Annotated in this window: 14 protein-coding genes and 1 tRNA gene; 8 read left to right on the top strand and 7 right to left on the bottom strand. The window is 35.3% G+C overall.

Annotated features, from left to right (window positions below):
• Nucleotides 1-20 precede the first annotated feature (20 nt).
• Nucleotides 21-2,567, top strand: coding sequence for a TonB-dependent receptor (locus ACEN92_RS19200; protein ID WP_495639934.1), 2,547 nt, complete (start codon nucleotides 21-23; stop codon nucleotides 2,565-2,567).
• A gap of 401 nt (nucleotides 2,568-2,968) precedes the next feature.
• Nucleotides 2,969-3,706, top strand: a complete 738-nt coding sequence (locus ACEN92_RS19195) for a DUF2490 domain-containing protein (RefSeq protein ID WP_495639933.1) — start codon at nucleotides 2,969-2,971, stop codon at nucleotides 3,704-3,706.
• A gap of 70 nt (nucleotides 3,707-3,776) precedes the next feature.
• Here the strand turns inward: ACEN92_RS19195 and ACEN92_RS19190 are convergent, their stop codons facing one another.
• Nucleotides 3,777-6,527 carry an outer membrane beta-barrel protein gene (locus ACEN92_RS19190; protein WP_495639932.1) on the bottom strand — a complete coding sequence of 917 codons (2,751 nt, stop codon included), beginning with the start codon at nucleotides 6,525-6,527 and terminating at the stop codon, nucleotides 3,777-3,779.
• A gap of 323 nt (nucleotides 6,528-6,850) precedes the next feature.
• Here ACEN92_RS19190 and ACEN92_RS19185 point away from each other — a divergent pair, with 323 nt between their 5' ends.
• On the top strand, nucleotides 6,851-8,722 hold the full coding sequence (locus ACEN92_RS19185; protein WP_495639931.1) for a transthyretin-like family protein: 1,872 nt from the start codon (nucleotides 6,851-6,853) through the stop codon (nucleotides 8,720-8,722).
• A gap of 79 nt (nucleotides 8,723-8,801) precedes the next feature.
• Here ACEN92_RS19185 and der read toward each other — a convergent pair whose 3' ends face one another.
• Nucleotides 8,802-10,112, bottom strand: a complete 1,311-nt coding sequence (der, locus tag ACEN92_RS19180; RefSeq protein WP_495639930.1) for a ribosome biogenesis GTPase Der — start codon at nucleotides 10,110-10,112, stop codon at nucleotides 8,802-8,804.
• A gap of 425 nt (nucleotides 10,113-10,537) precedes the next feature.
• A complete protein-coding gene (gene era, locus ACEN92_RS19175) occupies nucleotides 10,538-11,419 on the bottom strand; it encodes a GTPase Era (RefSeq protein ID WP_495639929.1) in 882 nt (293 codons plus the stop codon).
• A 116-nt stretch (nucleotides 11,420-11,535) separates the two neighbouring features.
• Between era and ACEN92_RS19170 the strand changes: the two genes are divergently transcribed.
• A tRNA-Met gene (locus ACEN92_RS19170) sits at nucleotides 11,536-11,608 on the top strand.
• A 67-nt stretch (nucleotides 11,609-11,675) separates the two neighbouring features.
• Nucleotides 11,676-12,683 carry a hypothetical protein gene (locus tag ACEN92_RS19165; RefSeq protein WP_495639928.1) on the top strand — a complete coding sequence of 336 codons (1,008 nt, stop codon included), beginning with the start codon at nucleotides 11,676-11,678 and terminating at the stop codon, nucleotides 12,681-12,683.
• Nucleotides 12,684-12,866: 183 nt separating this feature from the next.
• Here ACEN92_RS19165 and ACEN92_RS19160 read toward each other — a convergent pair whose 3' ends face one another.
• On the bottom strand, nucleotides 12,867-13,325 hold the full coding sequence (locus tag ACEN92_RS19160) for an RNA methyltransferase (RefSeq protein WP_495639927.1): 459 nt from the start codon (nucleotides 13,323-13,325) through the stop codon (nucleotides 12,867-12,869).
• Nucleotides 13,326-13,453: 128 nt separating this feature from the next.
• Nucleotides 13,454-13,789 carry a hypothetical protein gene (locus ACEN92_RS19155; protein ID WP_495639926.1) on the bottom strand — a complete coding sequence of 112 codons (336 nt, stop codon included), beginning with the start codon at nucleotides 13,787-13,789 and terminating at the stop codon, nucleotides 13,454-13,456.
• Between the two features lie 123 nt (nucleotides 13,790-13,912).
• On the opposite strand from ACEN92_RS19155, the gene ACEN92_RS19150 reads away from it, so the two are divergent.
• Nucleotides 13,913-14,149, top strand: a complete 237-nt coding sequence (locus ACEN92_RS19150) for a helix-turn-helix domain-containing protein (RefSeq protein ID WP_495639925.1) — start codon at nucleotides 13,913-13,915, stop codon at nucleotides 14,147-14,149.
• A 160-nt stretch (nucleotides 14,150-14,309) separates the two neighbouring features.
• Complete coding sequence (locus ACEN92_RS19145; protein ID WP_495639924.1) at nucleotides 14,310-15,020, top strand: DUF2243 domain-containing protein; 711 nt, start codon at nucleotides 14,310-14,312, stop codon at nucleotides 15,018-15,020.
• A gap of 123 nt (nucleotides 15,021-15,143) precedes the next feature.
• Here the strand turns inward: ACEN92_RS19145 and ACEN92_RS19140 are convergent, their stop codons facing one another.
• Both ACEN92_RS19140 and ACEN92_RS19135 read right to left on the bottom strand, forming a co-directional pair.
• Nucleotides 15,144-15,500 carry a hypothetical protein gene (locus tag ACEN92_RS19140; protein WP_495639923.1) on the bottom strand — a complete coding sequence of 119 codons (357 nt, stop codon included), beginning with the start codon at nucleotides 15,498-15,500 and terminating at the stop codon, nucleotides 15,144-15,146.
• Between the two features lie 315 nt (nucleotides 15,501-15,815).
• Entirely contained in the window at nucleotides 15,816-17,282 is a 1,467-nt protein-coding gene (locus ACEN92_RS19135; protein WP_495639922.1) for a glycoside hydrolase family 130 protein, read from the bottom strand.
• Between the two features lie 175 nt (nucleotides 17,283-17,457).
• On the opposite strand from ACEN92_RS19135, the gene ACEN92_RS19130 reads away from it, so the two are divergent.
• The gene (locus ACEN92_RS19130) at nucleotides 17,458-17,817 is read left to right on the top strand and encodes a hypothetical protein (RefSeq protein WP_495639921.1); all 360 of its coding nucleotides are present in this window, start codon (nucleotides 17,458-17,460) and stop codon (nucleotides 17,815-17,817) included.
• Nucleotides 17,818-18,027 lie beyond the last annotated feature (210 nt).

Raw genomic sequence — 18,027 nt, 5'->3', positions numbered from 1 at the left:
CACATATACTTAATATAAAAATGAAAACCTCAATAAAAAATATATTCACAACAATACTAGTTTTAACATTCTCTATTTCATTTGCGCAAAACATTGAAGGAGTAGTGACAAATAATCAAAACATTCCTTTAGAAGCAGCCAATGTGATAATTAAGGGAACAACTTTTAGCGTAACCACTGATGCCAGCGGAAAATTCAGCATAGACACCCAGGGAAAACTTCCTTTGACACTTTTAGTGCAATATGTAGGATATAAGACTACCCAATTAGAATTCATTGATTTACCGACAGCTCCCGTACAAGTAACGCTTAATGAAGAAAACGCACTTATTGAAGTAGTTGTTTCTTCCCGACGTCGAATAGAAAAAGTTCAGGATGTACCAATCGCGGTATCTGTAATAACTGGTAAACAAGCAGAGCAGGCAGGTGCTTTCAATGTTAACCGTATAAAAGAATTAGTGCCATCTGTTCAGTTGTATTCATCAAATCCAAGAAACACAGGGATTAACATCCGAAGTCTGGGTTCCCCTTTCGGACTTACCAATGATGGTATCGATCCTGGTGTTGGTTTCTATGTAGACGGTGTATATTATGCCCGCCCGGCTGCAACAACACTTGATTTTATTGATGTAGAACAAATTGAGGTGTTACGTGGACCACAAGGATCTTTATTTGGTAAAAACACAACTTCAGGTGCCTTTAACATTACAACGCGCAAACCAAGTTTTACTACGGGTGCTGACTTTGAATTGAGTTATGGAAATTATGCATTTTTACAAGCAAAAGCTTCTGTTACAGGTGCTTTGTGCAAAAAAATAGCAGGTCGTATCTCCTTTTCCGGTACGCAACGTGATGGTTTGGTTGACAATGTTGCAACAGGAAGAGCTACAAACACACTTAATAACCAAGGAATCAGAGGGCAATTACTTTACACACCATCAGAAAATACTAATATTATTTTTGCTGCAGATATTACGACTCAGCGTCCGGACGGATATGCTCAGGTTGTTGCCGGAGTTGCTCCAACTAAAAGAGCAGCCTATCGTCAATTTGACGCAATTATTGCTGATCTGAATTACGAGCTTCCAAGCCGCAATGCATTTGACCGCAAAATTGATCACGATACACCATGGCGTTCAGGACAAGATATGGGGGGTATTTCTCTAAATATTGATACAAAAATCGGAGGTGGAACTCTTACTTCAACTACAGCATGGCGTTTTTGGAATTGGGATCCATCAAATGACAGGGATTTTACAGGATTACAAGTACTAGCAAAATCGCAAAACCCAACACGACAAACACAAATAACGCAAGAAGTTCGTTACGCAGGTCAGCTTGCATCTGGCTTGAGCGGTGTAGCAGGTGTGTTTTTTATTGATCAGACATCACAAACAAATGGAACTGAGGAATCAGGGAGTGCACAATGGAGATTTTCTCAAAGTACGACAAGCAATCTATGGAAAACACCGGGTCTTTTTGAAGGATATGGCATAAAGACTGATGCCCGCATAAGAGCATCCAGTGCTGCAGTATTTGGTCAATTGGACTGGGCAATAACAGAACGTTTACATATATTACCAGGTTTAAGATATAACTTTGACAAGAAAGATGCAGATTACAGCCGTAAAACATACGGTGGCCTTCAAACTACCGATCCGGCATTACTAGCCTTGAAAAAACTGGTTTACACTGACCAGGCTTTTACATCAAATACTGATAATACTGATTTCTCAGGAAATATAACGGTATCTTTTAAAGCTTCAGACAAAATCAATGCTTATGCTACTTATGCAAAAAGTTACAAACCGGTTGGTGTGAATGTAGCCGGACTTCCAAGTAATTTAGCTGGAGAACCGTTACTTGATCTTGCCGTAATTAAACCTGAAAAAGTGAATCACTATGAAATTGGAGTAAAAACTTCTCCTTTTAGAAACTCAATATTAAACCTGACATTCTTTAATACAGAAATCAAAGACTTTCAAACCAATGTTCAGGCTGCCGAATTGGGTGTAAACCGTGGCTATCTTGCCAATGCTGGTGAAGTACGTGTAAGAGGTGCGGAAATGGATGCCAGTTTTGTAATTAGCAGCCACCTGACCATAAATGGAGCTGCCACTTATACTGACGGTAAATATGTTAAATTTACTAATGCACCACTTCCTTTGGAAGAAACCGGATCTTCTGTAGCTTATAAAGATGTTTCTGGAACTGATTTGCCGGGTGCTTCAAAATGGGCAGGATCTTTAGGGGGCGAACTTTCTGACAAGGCTAAATTCTTTGGAAATGCCGGTAAAGTTTTTATAGGTCTTGACTCTTATGCTCGTTCAGAATTCTCATCAAGCCCTTCAGCTTCAAAATATTTAGTAGTTGATGGTTATGCAATATTCAATGGCCGTTTAGGTTTCCGTACATCACAAGGTTTATCTATTCAAATCTGGGGACGTAATCTTTTAAACAAGGATTATTACGAACAATTATTGCCTGCCGGAGGAAATTCAGGCCAATATGCAGCTGTATTGGGTGATCAAAGAACGTACGGAATCACTTTTAAATATTCTTTATAATATTTTAGTCACTACAAAATTAAAAAACCGCCGTACAGTGCATTCCACTTTGCGGCGGTTTAATTTCAAAAATATGAGCTGTTTTTTTTATATATGAAAAAAATACTTTCTATTAAGCTCCTTAATCATTCTGATTTTTACAATTTTATCTTCAAAATTATATACTCAAAATGAAGCAGAAGTTTTTCCAAAAATAAAAGCTAATGCAGGCTTTGCTCAGCCCGACACCTATTTTGATTACAGCCTACGGGTTAATATAGTTTCTTATCTATTCCCTTAAACTAAACATTGCAATTGATAAAATCACAAAATAGAACTCAAACCCAATTTAAAAACCATCTTGCTTTTCTATAAATCTATTCACATTTGTATATATTCGCAGCTTGAATTTATATAAATTGATGAAAATTTTCAGATTTCTTACTTTTTTAGTCCTTAGCCAAGTTGTTTTTTCTCAGAGCAAAAATATCGAACACCAAACCTTAACCTGGATCCGATACTATAATATTTTGCCTGTAACTGAAAAATGGTCCCTGCATACAGAATTTGACAATCGTAGTTTCGTGAATCCGATTCGCGAAAATTTATGGGTTTTAAGAGTTCAGGGAAGGTATCGTGCCCATAAAAACATTGATTTAGGTGCCGGATTTGCCTATTTTAGTGTAAATACGCAGACACCACTTTCTGATTTAGATTTTTCAATTCCTGAATATCGGGGACAGCAAGACATTACTCTTATCCATGATATTGCAAAAATTACTTTTCATAACCGTTTTCAAATCGAAGAGCGATTTATTCAAAAAGCAGATAAAACAGAATTACTCAATGATTTCTCGTATTCTTTTCGATTCAGGTATCGGTTACAATCTACTTTTACGCTTTGGGAAAAAGAAAAAAGAAGCTTAAAAGGAACTATTTCTGACGAAATTTTATTCAATTTTGGAAAAGACAACAAAAAAAACACCTTCGATCAAAACCGAACTTATGCTGCATTACGTTACCATTTTAATCCAAATATTGGTGTGGAATTAGGGTATCTAAAAAGTTTTCAGAGACGCGCCAGCGGTATTGATTTTTATGATCGGGATATTATCAGATTTACAGTTTATCATAAGATTAACCGTAAAACCAAAGCTTAAATAAAAACCAAAAATCCACCATTTTCATCATAGATAATGGTGGATTTTTGGTTTTACAATAATTAACCTCTCATTCTTCTCTTTGCCTTCCCCTTCTTTCTTTTTTGCTGTCAGCAAAATTTCCTATTTTGTAAGACAGGGAAAACATCACATACCGCTTTAAAACTGTATTTTCTTCATCACGGATTGAGGTTGCAGAAATAGTTCTCACAGCGCTTTGATTCTGATTCAAAAGATCATACACTTTTACTTTTGCATATAATTTTTTATCAAAAAAGCCATAGGACAAACTTGCATTCCATAAATAAAAGTCTTTTTTGAAATCCCCGGAAATATTAGAATTATAATTGTAGCCGAAATCATTTCCGAAAATTAGATTTGCAGGCCAGTAGGTGGTCGTCTGCAGATTGATTCTATGGACTACATTTGAACTGGCATCCCTCGCAAAGTTCTCATACTTTGTTTCATTGTAAGATAAACTATACGACGGCGAAATGTTAAGAACATCACCATACTCATAAGCCAGGTATACTCTTGGAGTTACTGCTGTAGATTTGGCATTATAAATAACTGAATTTGTATAACCTTTATCAAAAGAATAACTTCCATTGATTCCAAGACCATATCTCAAAACATTAGCGTCTTTTTTTATCGATTGATTCCAATTTGCACCAACAGAAGCAATATAAGTTCCTGAGATGTTTGCATAAGTTGTCGTTCTTTTTCCGCTGTCATCATAAACTGAAGTAGAAACAACATCATTATTATAGTAATCCCCTTTTAAATACAAACTATAACCGGAACGGGTACGGAAATCGAAATTTTTAAAGTCTATGGTTGCCGAATTTTTTTCAATTGGGTTCAGATCCGGATTACCAATTACGGTATTCAGTGGATTTGTCAAATTCAGAACCGGCATTAATTGGGCAGCAGACGGAAGTGCATTCGAATAATCATACTTAAAAGTCAGGTTTTTTGATCGGCTAAATTTATATCTCAGCTGTAGATTTCCAAAAGGCAAAGCATATTTCTTATTCAAATCAGTTTCATTATTCAGATACAAAGAATAATTATCATACCCAATTAATGATGTTCTGGAATTTATGTTAAGTGTAAATTTACTTTTTTGCCACGTAATCCCGAACTTAGGACTTACCGCATTTTGCCTTGAAGTAGTATAATTGGTCAGTGACTCATTCAGATCAGAATAGGAATTCGTACCTGCATCAAAATTAAATGTTTTTGCATCGTTGACAGTACTTGCCCAGTCAAAATCAGAACCAAACCTAATTCTCAAAGAATCCGTAACAGGCTCGGTATATTCTATCTCAAAAGAATACGCATCAGAACTGCTGTTATTTTTACTGTTCTGGTTTCTTTCATCATTGGGCTTGTTGTCCTGATAAAAAATGGTTTCAGAAACGTTGAAGCCATTTGAATCACTTCTTGAGTTGCTGTTATTGAAAACCAGACTCAGATTGCGTGATTTTTTTTCAAAAACCTTATTAAAATTGATACTATTTGTGAAGCTCGTATTTGAACTTTTACCATTGGATTCTGAAGTACTTTTGTTTAAATCCTCACCATTTTCGTCTTCAGAAGAAGTCGAAGATGTTGAGTTACTATTAGAATGGGATTCATTCAGTCTTGGAGCAACAACCAGTCGTGTCGTTGGGTTAATTTTGTATTCTAATTCAAAATTGGCATTGTTTCCTGTATTTTCATTTCTTGTTTTAGAATCTGACGAAGTCAGAATATTTCCCGTTGGCAAAAAACTAATCTGATCAGACTTGCTTTCGTTTTTATTGATCGAATTCGAAAAGTTATAACTGCTCATAAATTCCAGATCTTCCGTCCAGTCGTCCGAATAATTAATTCCGGCGAGATTAGACTGCGTTATTCCTTTTCCTCCTCCGGAGCTTTTGGAATTTCTGCTATTTCGTCCGCCGCCCATATTATCAAATACTTCATCCTGCGAAAATCCTGAGGAGTTAATATTATTTGACGAAGCCAGAACACTTATTTTTTGTTTATTTTTAAAAAAGTTCATGATCAGACTGCTCTCATAACGATCATCAGAGCCATACCCCCCAAGAATTTTTCCAAAAAAACCTTTGTTTTTCTTTTCATCGATAGTAATATTAATGCTCGAATAATCTGAAGTCGATTCCTGTTTGGAAAGTTCTTCTTTTTTAGTCTTAAAATCCGAAACCTGAACTTTCTTTATAATTTCTGCGGGCAGGTTCTTTAGTGCTATGGCACCATCTTTATCAAAAAATGTCTTTCCGTTGACTAAAAGCTGGGTTACTTCCCTTCCGTTTACGGTAATTTTGCCATCATTATCCACATCAAATCCGGGCAGCTGCTTTAGTAAAGTCTCCACATTTGAGTCAGGGCGTACCTTATAGGAAGCTGCATTAAATTCTAAAGTATCTTTCTTGATGGTAATGGGTGGCGCTTCACTTTTTACAACCACATTTTCTAAAGCATTTACACTTTCAAGTAAATATAATTTTCCGAAATCCTTATTCTCCAAAAGACCTTTTTCTTCTTCAAAATAAGGCTGGTATCCTAAATAATTGATTTTTAAAAAAACAGGCTTATCATATTTTTTGGTGTTTATGCTGAAAAAGCCATTCTTATCCGTAGTAGCATATTCCAGTATAGTAGAATCTTTTACAGTTGTAAAATAAACTGTGGCCATTTCAAGAGGCAATTGTGTGTTGAGATCAACTACTGTTCCTTTAACAATGATATTATTTTGCGCATTCGCCGAATAACAGAAAAAGAGAAGCAGTAAAAAAGAATATAATCTAGTCATAAAATTAGTTAGTTAGAAACGGTTAGACTAAGAAAGACATGAAAGGTTTAATTGTTCTTTTACATTTGTTTATGTTTTTATTTCTTCAAAAGAAATACTCAAACCACTTTATAATATTCAAAATTAAATACCTGATTTACAATGTTTATCCTAATTAAAAAAGGGTAAAATCACCCTCGTAAAAACAGTATTTAACCTGCCTTTTTTCTCATCTAATTACAAAATCTTTGTTGTCTAAAAAAAGGAGATCTCAGAAAATCCTAAAAAGAGTATGACAGAAAAGCCGAAAACTGATCAGAGTAGGCAATTTTAAACAAATTATCATGAGAAATATTTTTAAAGGTTCCTTAAGAGGACATGTATGTGAAGACTGCCTTGAGGTTATATCAAATGCTGAAGTTTTATTTTACCTCCCATACACAAGAGAAACTTCTGCAACCAATGCAATTGCAGACACAAAAGACACATTTCGTTTGGTTACAAAAGAAGAGGCAAAACGAAGAAAAGAATTATTTATAGGCAGCACAACGACCGATAAAAACGGCGATTTTGAATTTGAAATTAGCGAAAGATACCTGAATTCTGATTTTGATATAGATTTCGTTTGTGGTACCGTTCCGCCAAAACCTCCAAAACCAAAAAGAGATGAAACGCTGCAATTTCACCTTGCTACTTTATCTGCAAAAACAGAGCTTGAAAAACAGGCACAAAACCAAAATTACAGATGGGAATACGCGATTGCCTATAAATGGTGGTGTTATATCAGAGGTCACTTTTTTGATGCCTGGGTTATTTGCGGACATTTGATGAACTGTAAAACAAATACGCCTATTGCAAATGCAAAAGTTACCGCAATGGATGCCGATTTCCTGACCGATGATAATTTAGGATCTGCGACAACCGATGCGAATGGACATTTTAGAATCGATTATTCTTCGGCGGATTTTAAGAAAACTTTTTTATCACCCTGGATAAATGTAGAAACGGATCCGAGTTTTCTTTCCTTTCAGAGCGGACCGGATGTCTACTTCAAAGCTGAATTAGCCGGAACAAAATTAATCGACGAAACCAAAGCTAATGCCCGTAAGAATGTTGGATATTGTTTATGCGTGAATTTATGTTCAGAAATAACCGTAACCAATCCTGAAGAAACTTTCCCAAGTGCGTGGACAGGAATTGGAGGTGCTTTCAGCTCTTCTTTCGGATCAAACAGTTATGATTTTGATGCAGATGGTTTTGCCGGTTCTGCTAAACATGTTTTATTTTCAACCATCCGATTAACAGGACAGGCTGCTTTAAAATCAGCAGCCGGAAATCCAATCGAATATCGATTTTTAATAAGTGACACAACAACACCAAATGGCGGTCCAAGCCCTGCAATTGGAAATTTCTCAAAAATTGTCGGACTTACCAGTGGACTGTTTGTTCCGAGTGTTGTTTCTAAATTGACCCGTAAAGTTTTTTCCTTTATTCTTAATGACATTTTTGTTTACAGCGACCAGACTGATTTTGATGCTGAAGGCTGGTTTGATGTTAACCACGCCATCGAAAGAACATTGATTGCCGTTGGACTAACTCCTGCCGATTTGGCTCTTTACAATATTATTGAAGAAGATACGCTAATTTCAATGAATACAGCAGCACTAACAACTGCTCCAAATGTTCCGAACATTTTTAGTGCGGGACAGCCAATTCCTCCTGCAAATGATATTCCGATTGAAAAATTTGCAATTCGTTTTGAAATCAGAGAAGTTATTGACAAACCATCCAATAATTTTGGAGTTATTGGAGGAAACGGAAAAACGCTTAATTCTGTTGTAATGAATAACAATCCGATATACAGAAGACTGGCCATTAAAGAGCTTGAAGAAACTACTCTTTGCAGTCCGATCAGTGGTACAGTACATGCCAAATACACTTTATATCACCCGTATTTAGCATCCGGCAGTTTACATTTAAACAGCAACAGTTTTTCTATAGACAGAGACGTTTTAGATGGTGTAATAAATTCGGCATCCGTTAAAAGGATAAACGACAACTCAGCACTTAATGCTCCACCGCTTGATAATTTGACGCGTTGTACATACAGCTTAAAATTGTATTCTTCTACCAGAAAACACAACGGGGATTATGGTGATTCTGATGGAAGTTCACCACTGGAACAACTTTTCTTCTATGATGATAATCAGATTTAGAAAATGCTTTTAAAACTAAAAATGCAACATTCCAAAATTTGAAATGTTGCATTTTTTTATACTGTTTAAAAGAAAATTATTATTTCTCTCTGATATAAATATCAATTGGCACTCCTGAAAAATCCCAATTTTCTCTAATTTTATTTTCTAAATAACGCTTGTAAGGTTCCTTAACATATTGTGGCATGTTCGCAAAAAACACAAACTGAGGCGTTAAAGTTGGCAGCTGCATACAATATTTAATTTTTACATACTTTCCTTTTGTAGCCGGCGGCGGATAAGCCTCGATAACCTTCAGCATAAATTCATTGAATTTAGATGTTGGGATTCTTTGCTTTCTGTTTTCAAAAACCTGAACCGTAGCTTCAAGTGCTTTCAGTAAACGTTGTTTCGTCAAAGCCGAAACAAACAAAATTGGCACATCTGTAAAAGGCATTAATTCTTCCCTGATCTTAGCCTCATAATCACGTGTAGACATTGTATCTTTTTCTACCAAATCCCATTTGTTTACCAGGATTACAACACCTTTACGGTTTTTCTCAGCCAGCCAGAAAATACTCTGATCCTGACCTTCAAAACCACGGGTTGCATCAATAATCAGGATACAAATATCAGCATGTTCAATCGCACGTACCGAACGCATTACCGAATAAAACTCCAAATCTTCCTTTACTTTAGCTTTACGACGGATTCCCGCAGTATCAACCAGGTTAAATTCAAAACCAAAACGGTCAAATTTGGTATCAATTGCATCACGGGTTGTTCCTGCAATATCCGTTACCATAAAACGTTCTTTACCAATTAAGGCATTGATAAAACTGGATTTCCCGGCATTCGGACGACCTACTACAGCAAAACGAGGCAAAACAACTTCTTCCTGAACAGGTTCAGGCTTCACCGGAAAAGATTCGATCAAAGCATCCAGTAAATCTCCTGTTCCACTTCCTGAAATACTCGCAAATGTGTAATAATCCCCTAAACCAAGGTTATAAAATTCAAGAGCGTCTTTTTCACGCATGGCATTATCTACCTTATTCACAGCCAATAAAACCGGCTTGGTCACTTTACGCAACAAACGCGCAACAACGTCATCCATTGGCGTAATACCCTCTTCAACATCTACTACAAAAATAATAACATCAGCCTCATCGATAGCAAGCTCTACTTGTTTGCGAATTTCACCTTCAAATACGTCATCAGATCCGCGAACATATCCGCCGGTATCAATTACAGAAAACTCTTTTCCGTTCCACTCGCTTTTACCGTAGTTTCTGTCTCTGGTAACTCCGGAGACCGAATCTACAATAGCTTCTCTTCTTTGTATCAGCCTATTAAAAAGGGTTGATTTCCCTACATTAGGTCTTCCTACTATCGCAACAATGTTATTCATTTTTTTGAATTTTTGATTTTAGACTTTAGATTCCAGATTCCAGTTTCCTAAAATCACATCACTTATAAATCCAAAATGCTTTATTTTAATTTTTTGCAAAGGTAGGTAAAAAAGTGGCTAAGTCGCTAAGTTTCTAAGTACCTGATTTTTTTATTGTTTCCCCTGTATTATCAGGAGTTTTTTAAGGAGCTGTTCCCGCTGTTCCTTCCAAACGAAGTTCAATGAACTCCAATTAAAATAAATACAATGTGAAGTAATCTTTTGCTTTTTAAAGGAAAAAGCAAAAGGATTTTCCCTCCCATCGGGGCTAGGGCTTTAGGCTATCAAAACTTCTCGTTTCAAATTATAAAAGAGGACCTGAAACAATTTATAAGTTCCAATTTCTCATTTCAAAAACCTGAAGCTTGAAACCTGAAACAAAAAAACTATTGATTATACCCAAATCGCTTCAGCATATTCGCGTTGCTTCTCCAGTTTTTATTCACTTTGACAACCAGTTCAATATGAATTTGTTTTCCAAAAAACTTCTCTAAATCAGCACGGGCCTCCATACCCACTTTTTTCAAAGCGGCACCTTTGTGTCCAATGACAATTCCTTTTTGAGTTTCGCGCTCTACCATAATGATTGAACGGATTCTGATAATATTTTCATCCTCGAAAAATTCCTCCGTAACGATTTCAACCGCATACGGAATCTCTTTACTGTAATTCAATAAGATTTTCTCACGGATGGTTTCGTTTACAAAAAAACGTTCCGGCTTGTCTGTTAATTGATCTTTTGGGTAATAGGCCGGTGATTCCGGTAATAATTCGATGATTCTTCCAAAAACTTCCGGTACATTAAAATTCTGAAGAGCCGAGATTGGGAAAATTTCAGCATTTGGCACTTTTGCTGTCCAAAACGCTACCTGCTCTTCTAATTGTTCCTGATTTGAATTGTCAATTTTATTCAACAATAACAAAACTGGAATTTTAGCGTGAATGATTTTATTAAAGAAAGCTTCGTCTTTTAAGTCCTGCTCCCCTATTTCGACCATGTAAATCAGTATATCAGCATCTTCGAAAGCCGATTTTACGAAGTTCATCATTGACTCCTGCATTTCATAAGCCGGTTTGATAATTCCCGGGGTATCCGATAATATAAGTTGAAAATCTTCGCCATTCACGATTCCAAGAATACGGTGGCGTGTTGTTTGTGCTTTTGATGTAATGATTGATAATCTTTCTCCAACAAAGGCGTTCATCAACGTTGATTTTCCAACGTTTGGATTCCCGATGATGTTTACAAAACCTGCTTTATGTGACATTTGTGTATTATTTAATGTGCAAAGGTAGTCATATCAAGTCAATACAGAAAATAAAACATTTTTTAAAGTTTTCGTTGTTTTTCTCAAAAAACGACGTATCTTTGCACCCGAAACATCGCGGGATAGAGCAGTAGGCAGCTCGTCGGGCTCATAACCCGAAGGTCACAGGTTCGAGTCCTGTTCCCGCTACTAAGACAAAAAGCTTCAGAGAAATCTGGAGCTTTTTTTATTTATATTTGATACATAAAAACACATTATGATAACCAGACTTACATTTCTATTATTTTTTATTTCAACTTCATTTATAAATGCTCAAATTTATACTCCGGGCGGAATAGTTCAAGGGACTTCTACAGATAATAACATTGGAATTGGAACAAACAATACCGTTGCGAAGCTAACAATTCAAGCCGGCCCTAATGGCTACCCAACTCCTTTGAAAGCAATAAGTATTTGGGGACCAAATTCTCCTGAAAATTCTAATTCAGCACAGGCAATAAGCTGGGATTTTGCAGGTGCAGGTTCTGCTGCTCTTCGTTGTTATAGAGGAGGCAACTGGGACACTTATATGCAATTTCTAACAAACAGCAGCAGTGCTGGAAACAACCCGCAAGTTCGTATGCATATAAGCGGTGAAGGAAATGTAGGTATTGGAACAGAAAATCCACTTTTTAAACTTGATATTAATGGAGTTTTGAATGTTACCAGTGAAATTAATGGAGGAGGGTTACGGTTTAATTCTGCTTCAAATGGGCATGGTGACTCTCGAAATTGGTATTTCTCTACAGATGGTTACGCTTATGGAGATTTTGTTATCAAATCATCTTCAACACCCACTGGAACTCCTGATCAGGTAAAATTAGTTATTAAGTCCAATGGCAATCTCGGATTAGGAACAGCAACTCCAGACGAAAAACTAACCGTAAAAGGAAAAATTCATGCAGAAGAGGTAAGAATTGATTTATCAGTTCCTGCACCCGATTATGTTTTTTCAAAAGATTACAAACTAAAATCATTACAGGAAGTCGAAGAATACATTAAACAAAACAGTCATTTACCTGAAATTCCATCTGCAATGGAAATTGAAAAAAATGGTTTAATGTTAGCGGAAATGAACATGAATTTACTTAAGAAAATTGAAGAATTGACACTTTATTCTATCGCCCAAAATAAGAAAATTGAGTCGCAGGCGAAAGAAATAGAATCTTTAAAAGATTTAGTACTGCGTGTTACAAAAATTGAAAGTGAGCTGGCTCGAAAATAACAGCGAAGGTTGCGGGTGCAAATGTCTTCTGACTTCGCACAGCTTTTCATTAGACTTTTCGGATGCAAGGGAACTCTATAGAAGAGCAAGTCATGTTCCCCGCTACTAAGACAAAAAAGCTTCAGAGAAATCTGGAGCTTTTTTTTGCCTTAAAAGTCTTTTCAGAAATCGAGCAGTTTTATTTTAAGATCGCGGTTTAGGCAAATTTCTGTCGTACATAATAATAGTTCCTGCGACAGCTACATTCAGGCTTTTTACCGATTTAAATTTTACTAAATGATGGCATTTATCCATTACTTTTTTGGACAGACCATGATCTTCTGCTCCCAATAAATACACACAACGCCTTGGATGCTCAAAGGTCTCCAGATCACAAGCTTTTTCATCTAATTCAACACCAACTAATCGTGCTCCTTTAGGTAAGTTTTCAAAAAAAGCTTCAAAAGTATCATAATGAAAATAAGGAATTGCTTTTACCGCATCATGAGTGTCACAGGCTTGCTTGGCATATCGATTGCCTATGGTAAAAATAAAAGTAGCACCTAAGTTTTGGGCAGATCTCCATAAAACACCCAAATTTTCAGGCGTTTTACCATTTCGTATTCCAATCCCAAAATATTCATTTATAAAATTATCATTCATAAGGGCAAAAGTACAAACTGTACATACATAAATCAATTTTTATTGAGTTGAAAGAAAGATCCGGAGCAATACACAAACTTAATTATTTTAAATAAAACGGAATGAATAGCATCAGGTTTATAATCACATTATTTTTCCACCTCCAACTTCAAATGAAGCTTATGCAACTCATCTAATAATTCAACCTCCGCATCCGGAAGAATCTGCAGTGCAATTTCGAGCAAAAGCAATACATTTATTCCTGATGGAGAAGCAGATGAATTGGGAGTATCACTTTTAAGCGCAGCAATACTTACTTTAAGCAAATCCGAAACCAGTAAGTTTAATTCGGTGTAAGAAGCTATTTTCAGCTCCATTTTAAACAGATTACTATTTTTGTTATCAGGTTTTAGTTTTGTAAAATATTTTATTTTACTCATTAAATCTAAAAATTCTGTGACTGATTCTGTATGCTCTGCTTTCATGGTTTTATTTTTAATGAATTTGAAATACTACCTATCTAAAAACAAAAGTACAAAAAAACAGTTGTATACAATCGATTAATTACAATTACACAAAAACAATCTATTACTTGTAATTTCATTTTTATGAAAAGAACGAGAAAAAGCGAAATTCCACAGGTTGTAAAGCAACTGGGAATCAGAATAAAAGATATAATAGACAGCAATCAATTAAAACAACGCGAGGTTGCTCATGATGCCGAAATGGATGTAGAGAATTTAAGAAAGTATATTAAGGGTTCTCAGGAAATGAAAATAAGTACTTTATTTAAAATTGCTCAATCTTTAAAAATAAATCCAAGTGATTTAATAAAAGATTTATAAAAAAAGAAGCCACTTTTACTGTAGTTTAATTAAAATGATAATCAGATTATTAAATTGCAATATTCCGGCATAATCTTGTAACTTCTTATCGATTAATCAGTTGAAATTTGTCATTCTATTACTAATTATGACTCATAATCAGCTAACCAATCCATCAGAAATGAAACCGAAAAAACAACTGCCGCATACATATCTGTCCATTATTATTACAACATTATTGATGTTTACCACAAATGGATATTCCTGCATTAATTGCAATAAGGAAGTTAAGGAGGCAATAAACAGAAGCCTGGATGCTAATAAATTTGAAATGTTCTCCGGATTTATTGTATTAACTATTATCGTTTTAATTTTGACTTATTTTGCTGTAAAACATAGCAACAAAATCAACCTGAATTTAGATTCTGATTTGTCATCTGCTCCGCTTTATTGCACGGCAATGGTATTAGGCATGGGATTGGGAGGATTTGCGGATGGAATTGTTTTACACCAGATTCTCCAATGGCATGAAATGCTGTCTAACAAAATAACTCCTAATGATCTGATCAATAAAAGTGTAAATATGTTTTGGGATGGTATTTTTCATCTTTTTACTTTAATCACAACTATTCTTGGAGTTTATCTGTTATGGAAAGTACTCAAAAATATAAATACTAATAAATCAGAATATCTCATTACGGGCGGAATGCTGGTAGGATGGGGAATTTTTAATTTAATTGAAGGCCTGATAAACCATCAAATTCTGGGGTTGCATAATGTTAGGGAATTAAGCGAAAATAAAGATTTGTGGAATTATGGGTTTTTACTTCTCGGACTTTTTCTGCTTATCATCGGATGGTTAGTAATACGAAAAGCAAAAAAATGTATTTAAATCTGGTTCCGTATAATCCTGACAATAAAAAAGCCTGTAATAATTAAAAATCACAGGCTTTCTCACTAATAATGCAAATAATCAAAATGCAAAATTGGATTATCCTATCCTAAAAGGTTTTTACTACCCTTTTTTATCTTTTAAAGTTTCATTTACCGAACTAATACTGTCATTTTGGGCATCTGAAGCACCTGAATATGTAGAACCGTCTTTAGCACTTTCGCCAGAACCGCTACCGGTTTCCGTGTTTTTTGTACCTGTTCCTCCCGAACTGCTTTGTGCAGCGTTGTTTACGCTGCTTCCATCCGCATTATAACTGTTCAGATTGTTGCCATGTACATTTGTAGTATCTGCAGTATCAACATTAGCCTGCATGGTTTCAATGTCATCATTATAGCCGTCCTGATTATTTTTGCATGAAAATAATACTGCTGTAAGCATAATGACAAACATAAATTTGGGGTCAATTCGTGTTTTCATAATAAAATATTTAAACTGTAATTTTCCAAATGTAGAATGGCGAATAATGGCTTTTTTACATAATTACTTTTTAATGTTATATAATTCCCATGTTTTAAAGTATATTTCCCACAATTTCATAGACATTATATTGTTCTTAAATTTAAAATCAAAAGAATATATTAAATGCTTAAACAAAAAAAAAACCGTCTGAAGCAGACGGTTGAAGTAATAAATTATTTACTCTAATTTTTTAAATACGATGTACTTACTATTCCACTTAAACGATTACTGAAAATAAGATGCCGAAAAACAGATTCGGAAAAATTAGGCTTCTTATTTGCTTTTCTTCAAAGCATCGATTAATTCTGCCATATCAACAGTAGCGTAGGTAGAAGAATAGTCCGATACAGCATAAGGCAATATAAGACTGTTATTGTGAATAATTGCACCGCAGGAATAGACAACGTTAGGCACATAACCCTCACGCTCGTCTTCCATCGGTGAAAGTAAAGGTTCAGTAAGTCTTCCAATCTCTTTAGTGGGATCATCAAGATCTAATAATGAAGCACCTATGCAATAACGCCTCATAGTACCAACTCCATGGGTGATAACGAGCCAGCCCTCAGAAGTCCAAAGTGGTGATCCGCAATTTCCTATTTGTGTAAACTCCCATGTATAACGCGGTTCCTGAAGAAGTATGGGATGATCCCATTGTGTAGCCCGCTCAGAAAACATAATATAATTGTTTACACCATCTATTCGGGAAAGCATGGCATATTTGCCTTTTATTTTTCTGGGAAATAAGGCCAGGTTTTTATTTTGGGCGCCGGCACCATGCAGTGGCATAACCCTAAAATTATAAAAATCTTCGGTAGAAATAAGTTTAGGCAGTATAGTGTGCCCATTATAAGCTGTGTAAGTCGCCATAATACGAACGGAGTCATCATCATCAACAAAACGTACAAATCGCGCATCCTCTATACCGCGGCTTTCAGAATTGGAGATTGGAAATATAACGCGTTCGGTGATGTCCGAATCATGGTTAAACTGTATATCATAAAATGAATTGGCCAACCAGAGTATTTCCTGCAGTGCTGTTTTTCTTTCCTCACGGATCAATGGATCGCTTAAGTTTGCTTTTAGAATATTTTTGAGGACAGCAAACTCAAATTCGTCCGGCAGGTCCTGCATAATTTGGGTTATATATTTATCCGTAGTATGCATTTCTGCCAATTTCGTCAAAAATCGCTCTTTGTTGAATAAGGTTTTGTGCTCTATTTCGGCTTTGTCAATGTGATTACCAATTTTCATTATCTGCAAATTGTTATCCCTGTCCAGAATTGCTCTTCTAAAAACAATTGATGAAATATGACCTTCTCCTGTTGCCCGAAAAGAAATAACAACACGTTTTTCGCCCGCTTCCAGACCCGTCTGATCAAAATCTTCAACAATAGAGGGATTAAAAATAGCCGCAGATTCTATCGCGTATTCCATTGTACAATAAGAACCTATGAGCATTTTCCGATCAAGTGACATTGCATCATAATCTATTTTCATTTCTTCGATTATGGGTCTTATTATTTCGCAATGCCTAAAAAAAACAGCTGAAATATTTCGGTGGCGCCTGGCAAACTCACGAAGTGTCTGTTCCAGCGTCTGCAATACTTGTTTTTCATCCAGCATCATTATACGAATCACCATTTGCTGAGTCCGTTCGTAACCGTTCATAAAATATCGCGCAACAACTCTTTTTGAATCTGGTGTAAATTTTATATTTTTTCGTACTACTGATACCCTCATAAATTTGTTTTTTTTAATACAAGAACAAGTTAATAATTTTGTTAACGAAATAACTTAATTTTTTATTAAAATGTATTTACTTTTATAAAATAAAATTGAATAAACACTTAATTTATAACTCCGGATTTCTGGACCCTACCAATACGAGTTACTAAATTTATGCATCGAAAAGCAAATGAAAATAAAAGATTTGATTGGTAATTACACCATTTCCGGGAGTAATCAGGATGATAGCAACGAAATGACTTACAAGGGTGTTTTGACTTTATCCCTGGATAAAAACAACCGTATTGCGGCACAATGGCTAATTAATAATACACAGGAACAAACCGGTCATGGTTTCTTTAAGGACAACATTCTGGTAATCAATTTTAAATACAAAGGCGAAGAAAACAAAATCTACAAAGGTGTAGCCATTTACCGATGTATAACTAAAGATGTGCTGGATGGGTTTTGGTCAGAAAAACATGGAAACCCACTCTTTTTAGGAACTGAACATTGTTTAAGAATAAAAAGCACTGAAAATCTAAATTAATATTTTTATTTACAAGCCTTTTAGATCTATAAAGCAGGTGTTTATTATTTTTAATTTTTCCCCAACTATAAATATATTTGATATTGTTTTTATTAAAGATTATGGTTTCAGATTTTTGTTACCTTAAATAAAACTAAGGTTCTTCAGGTTAACATTGAAGGAGCAAAAAGCAACCTTTTATAAAAATAATTAATCCGATAAAAACACTAA

The organism is Flavobacterium sp. Flavsp81 (assembly GCF_059491325.1).
This window is presented reverse-complemented; position numbering and strand designations above follow the sequence as displayed.

What these genes read in the sequence shown, in the direction of transcription:
- ACEN92_RS19195 (WP_495639933.1), top strand. Translation starts at nt 2,969, where the DNA reads ATGAAAATTTTCAGATTTCTTACTTTTTTAGTCCTTAGCCAAGTTGTT.
- ACEN92_RS19140 (WP_495639923.1), bottom strand. Translation starts at nt 15,500, where the DNA reads ATGAAAACACGAATTGACCCCAAATTTATGTTTGTCATTATGCTTACA.
- ACEN92_RS19155 (WP_495639926.1), bottom strand. Translation starts at nt 13,789, where the DNA reads ATGAAAGCAGAGCATACAGAATCAGTCACAGAATTTTTAGATTTAATG.
- ACEN92_RS19165 (WP_495639928.1), top strand. Translation starts at nt 11,676, where the DNA reads ATGATAACCAGACTTACATTTCTATTATTTTTTATTTCAACTTCATTT.
- der (WP_495639930.1), bottom strand. Translation starts at nt 10,112, where the DNA reads ATGAATAACATTGTTGCGATAGTAGGAAGACCTAATGTAGGGAAATCA.
- ACEN92_RS19130 (WP_495639921.1), top strand. Translation starts at nt 17,458, where the DNA reads ATGAAAATAAAAGATTTGATTGGTAATTACACCATTTCCGGGAGTAAT.
- ACEN92_RS19160 (WP_495639927.1), bottom strand. Translation starts at nt 13,325, where the DNA reads ATGAATGATAATTTTATAAATGAATATTTTGGGATTGGAATACGAAAT.
- ACEN92_RS19185 (WP_495639931.1), top strand. Translation starts at nt 6,851, where the DNA reads ATGAGAAATATTTTTAAAGGTTCCTTAAGAGGACATGTATGTGAAGAC.
- era (WP_495639929.1), bottom strand. Translation starts at nt 11,419, where the DNA reads ATGTCACATAAAGCAGGTTTTGTAAACATCATCGGGAATCCAAACGTT.
- ACEN92_RS19150 (WP_495639925.1), top strand. Translation starts at nt 13,913, where the DNA reads ATGAAAAGAACGAGAAAAAGCGAAATTCCACAGGTTGTAAAGCAACTG.
- ACEN92_RS19200 (WP_495639934.1), top strand. Translation starts at nt 21, where the DNA reads ATGAAAACCTCAATAAAAAATATATTCACAACAATACTAGTTTTAACA.
- ACEN92_RS19135 (WP_495639922.1), bottom strand. Translation starts at nt 17,282, where the DNA reads ATGAGGGTATCAGTAGTACGAAAAAATATAAAATTTACACCAGATTCA.
- ACEN92_RS19145 (WP_495639924.1), top strand. Translation starts at nt 14,310, where the DNA reads ATGAAACCGAAAAAACAACTGCCGCATACATATCTGTCCATTATTATT.
- ACEN92_RS19190 (WP_495639932.1), bottom strand. Translation starts at nt 6,527, where the DNA reads ATGACTAGATTATATTCTTTTTTACTGCTTCTCTTTTTCTGTTATTCG.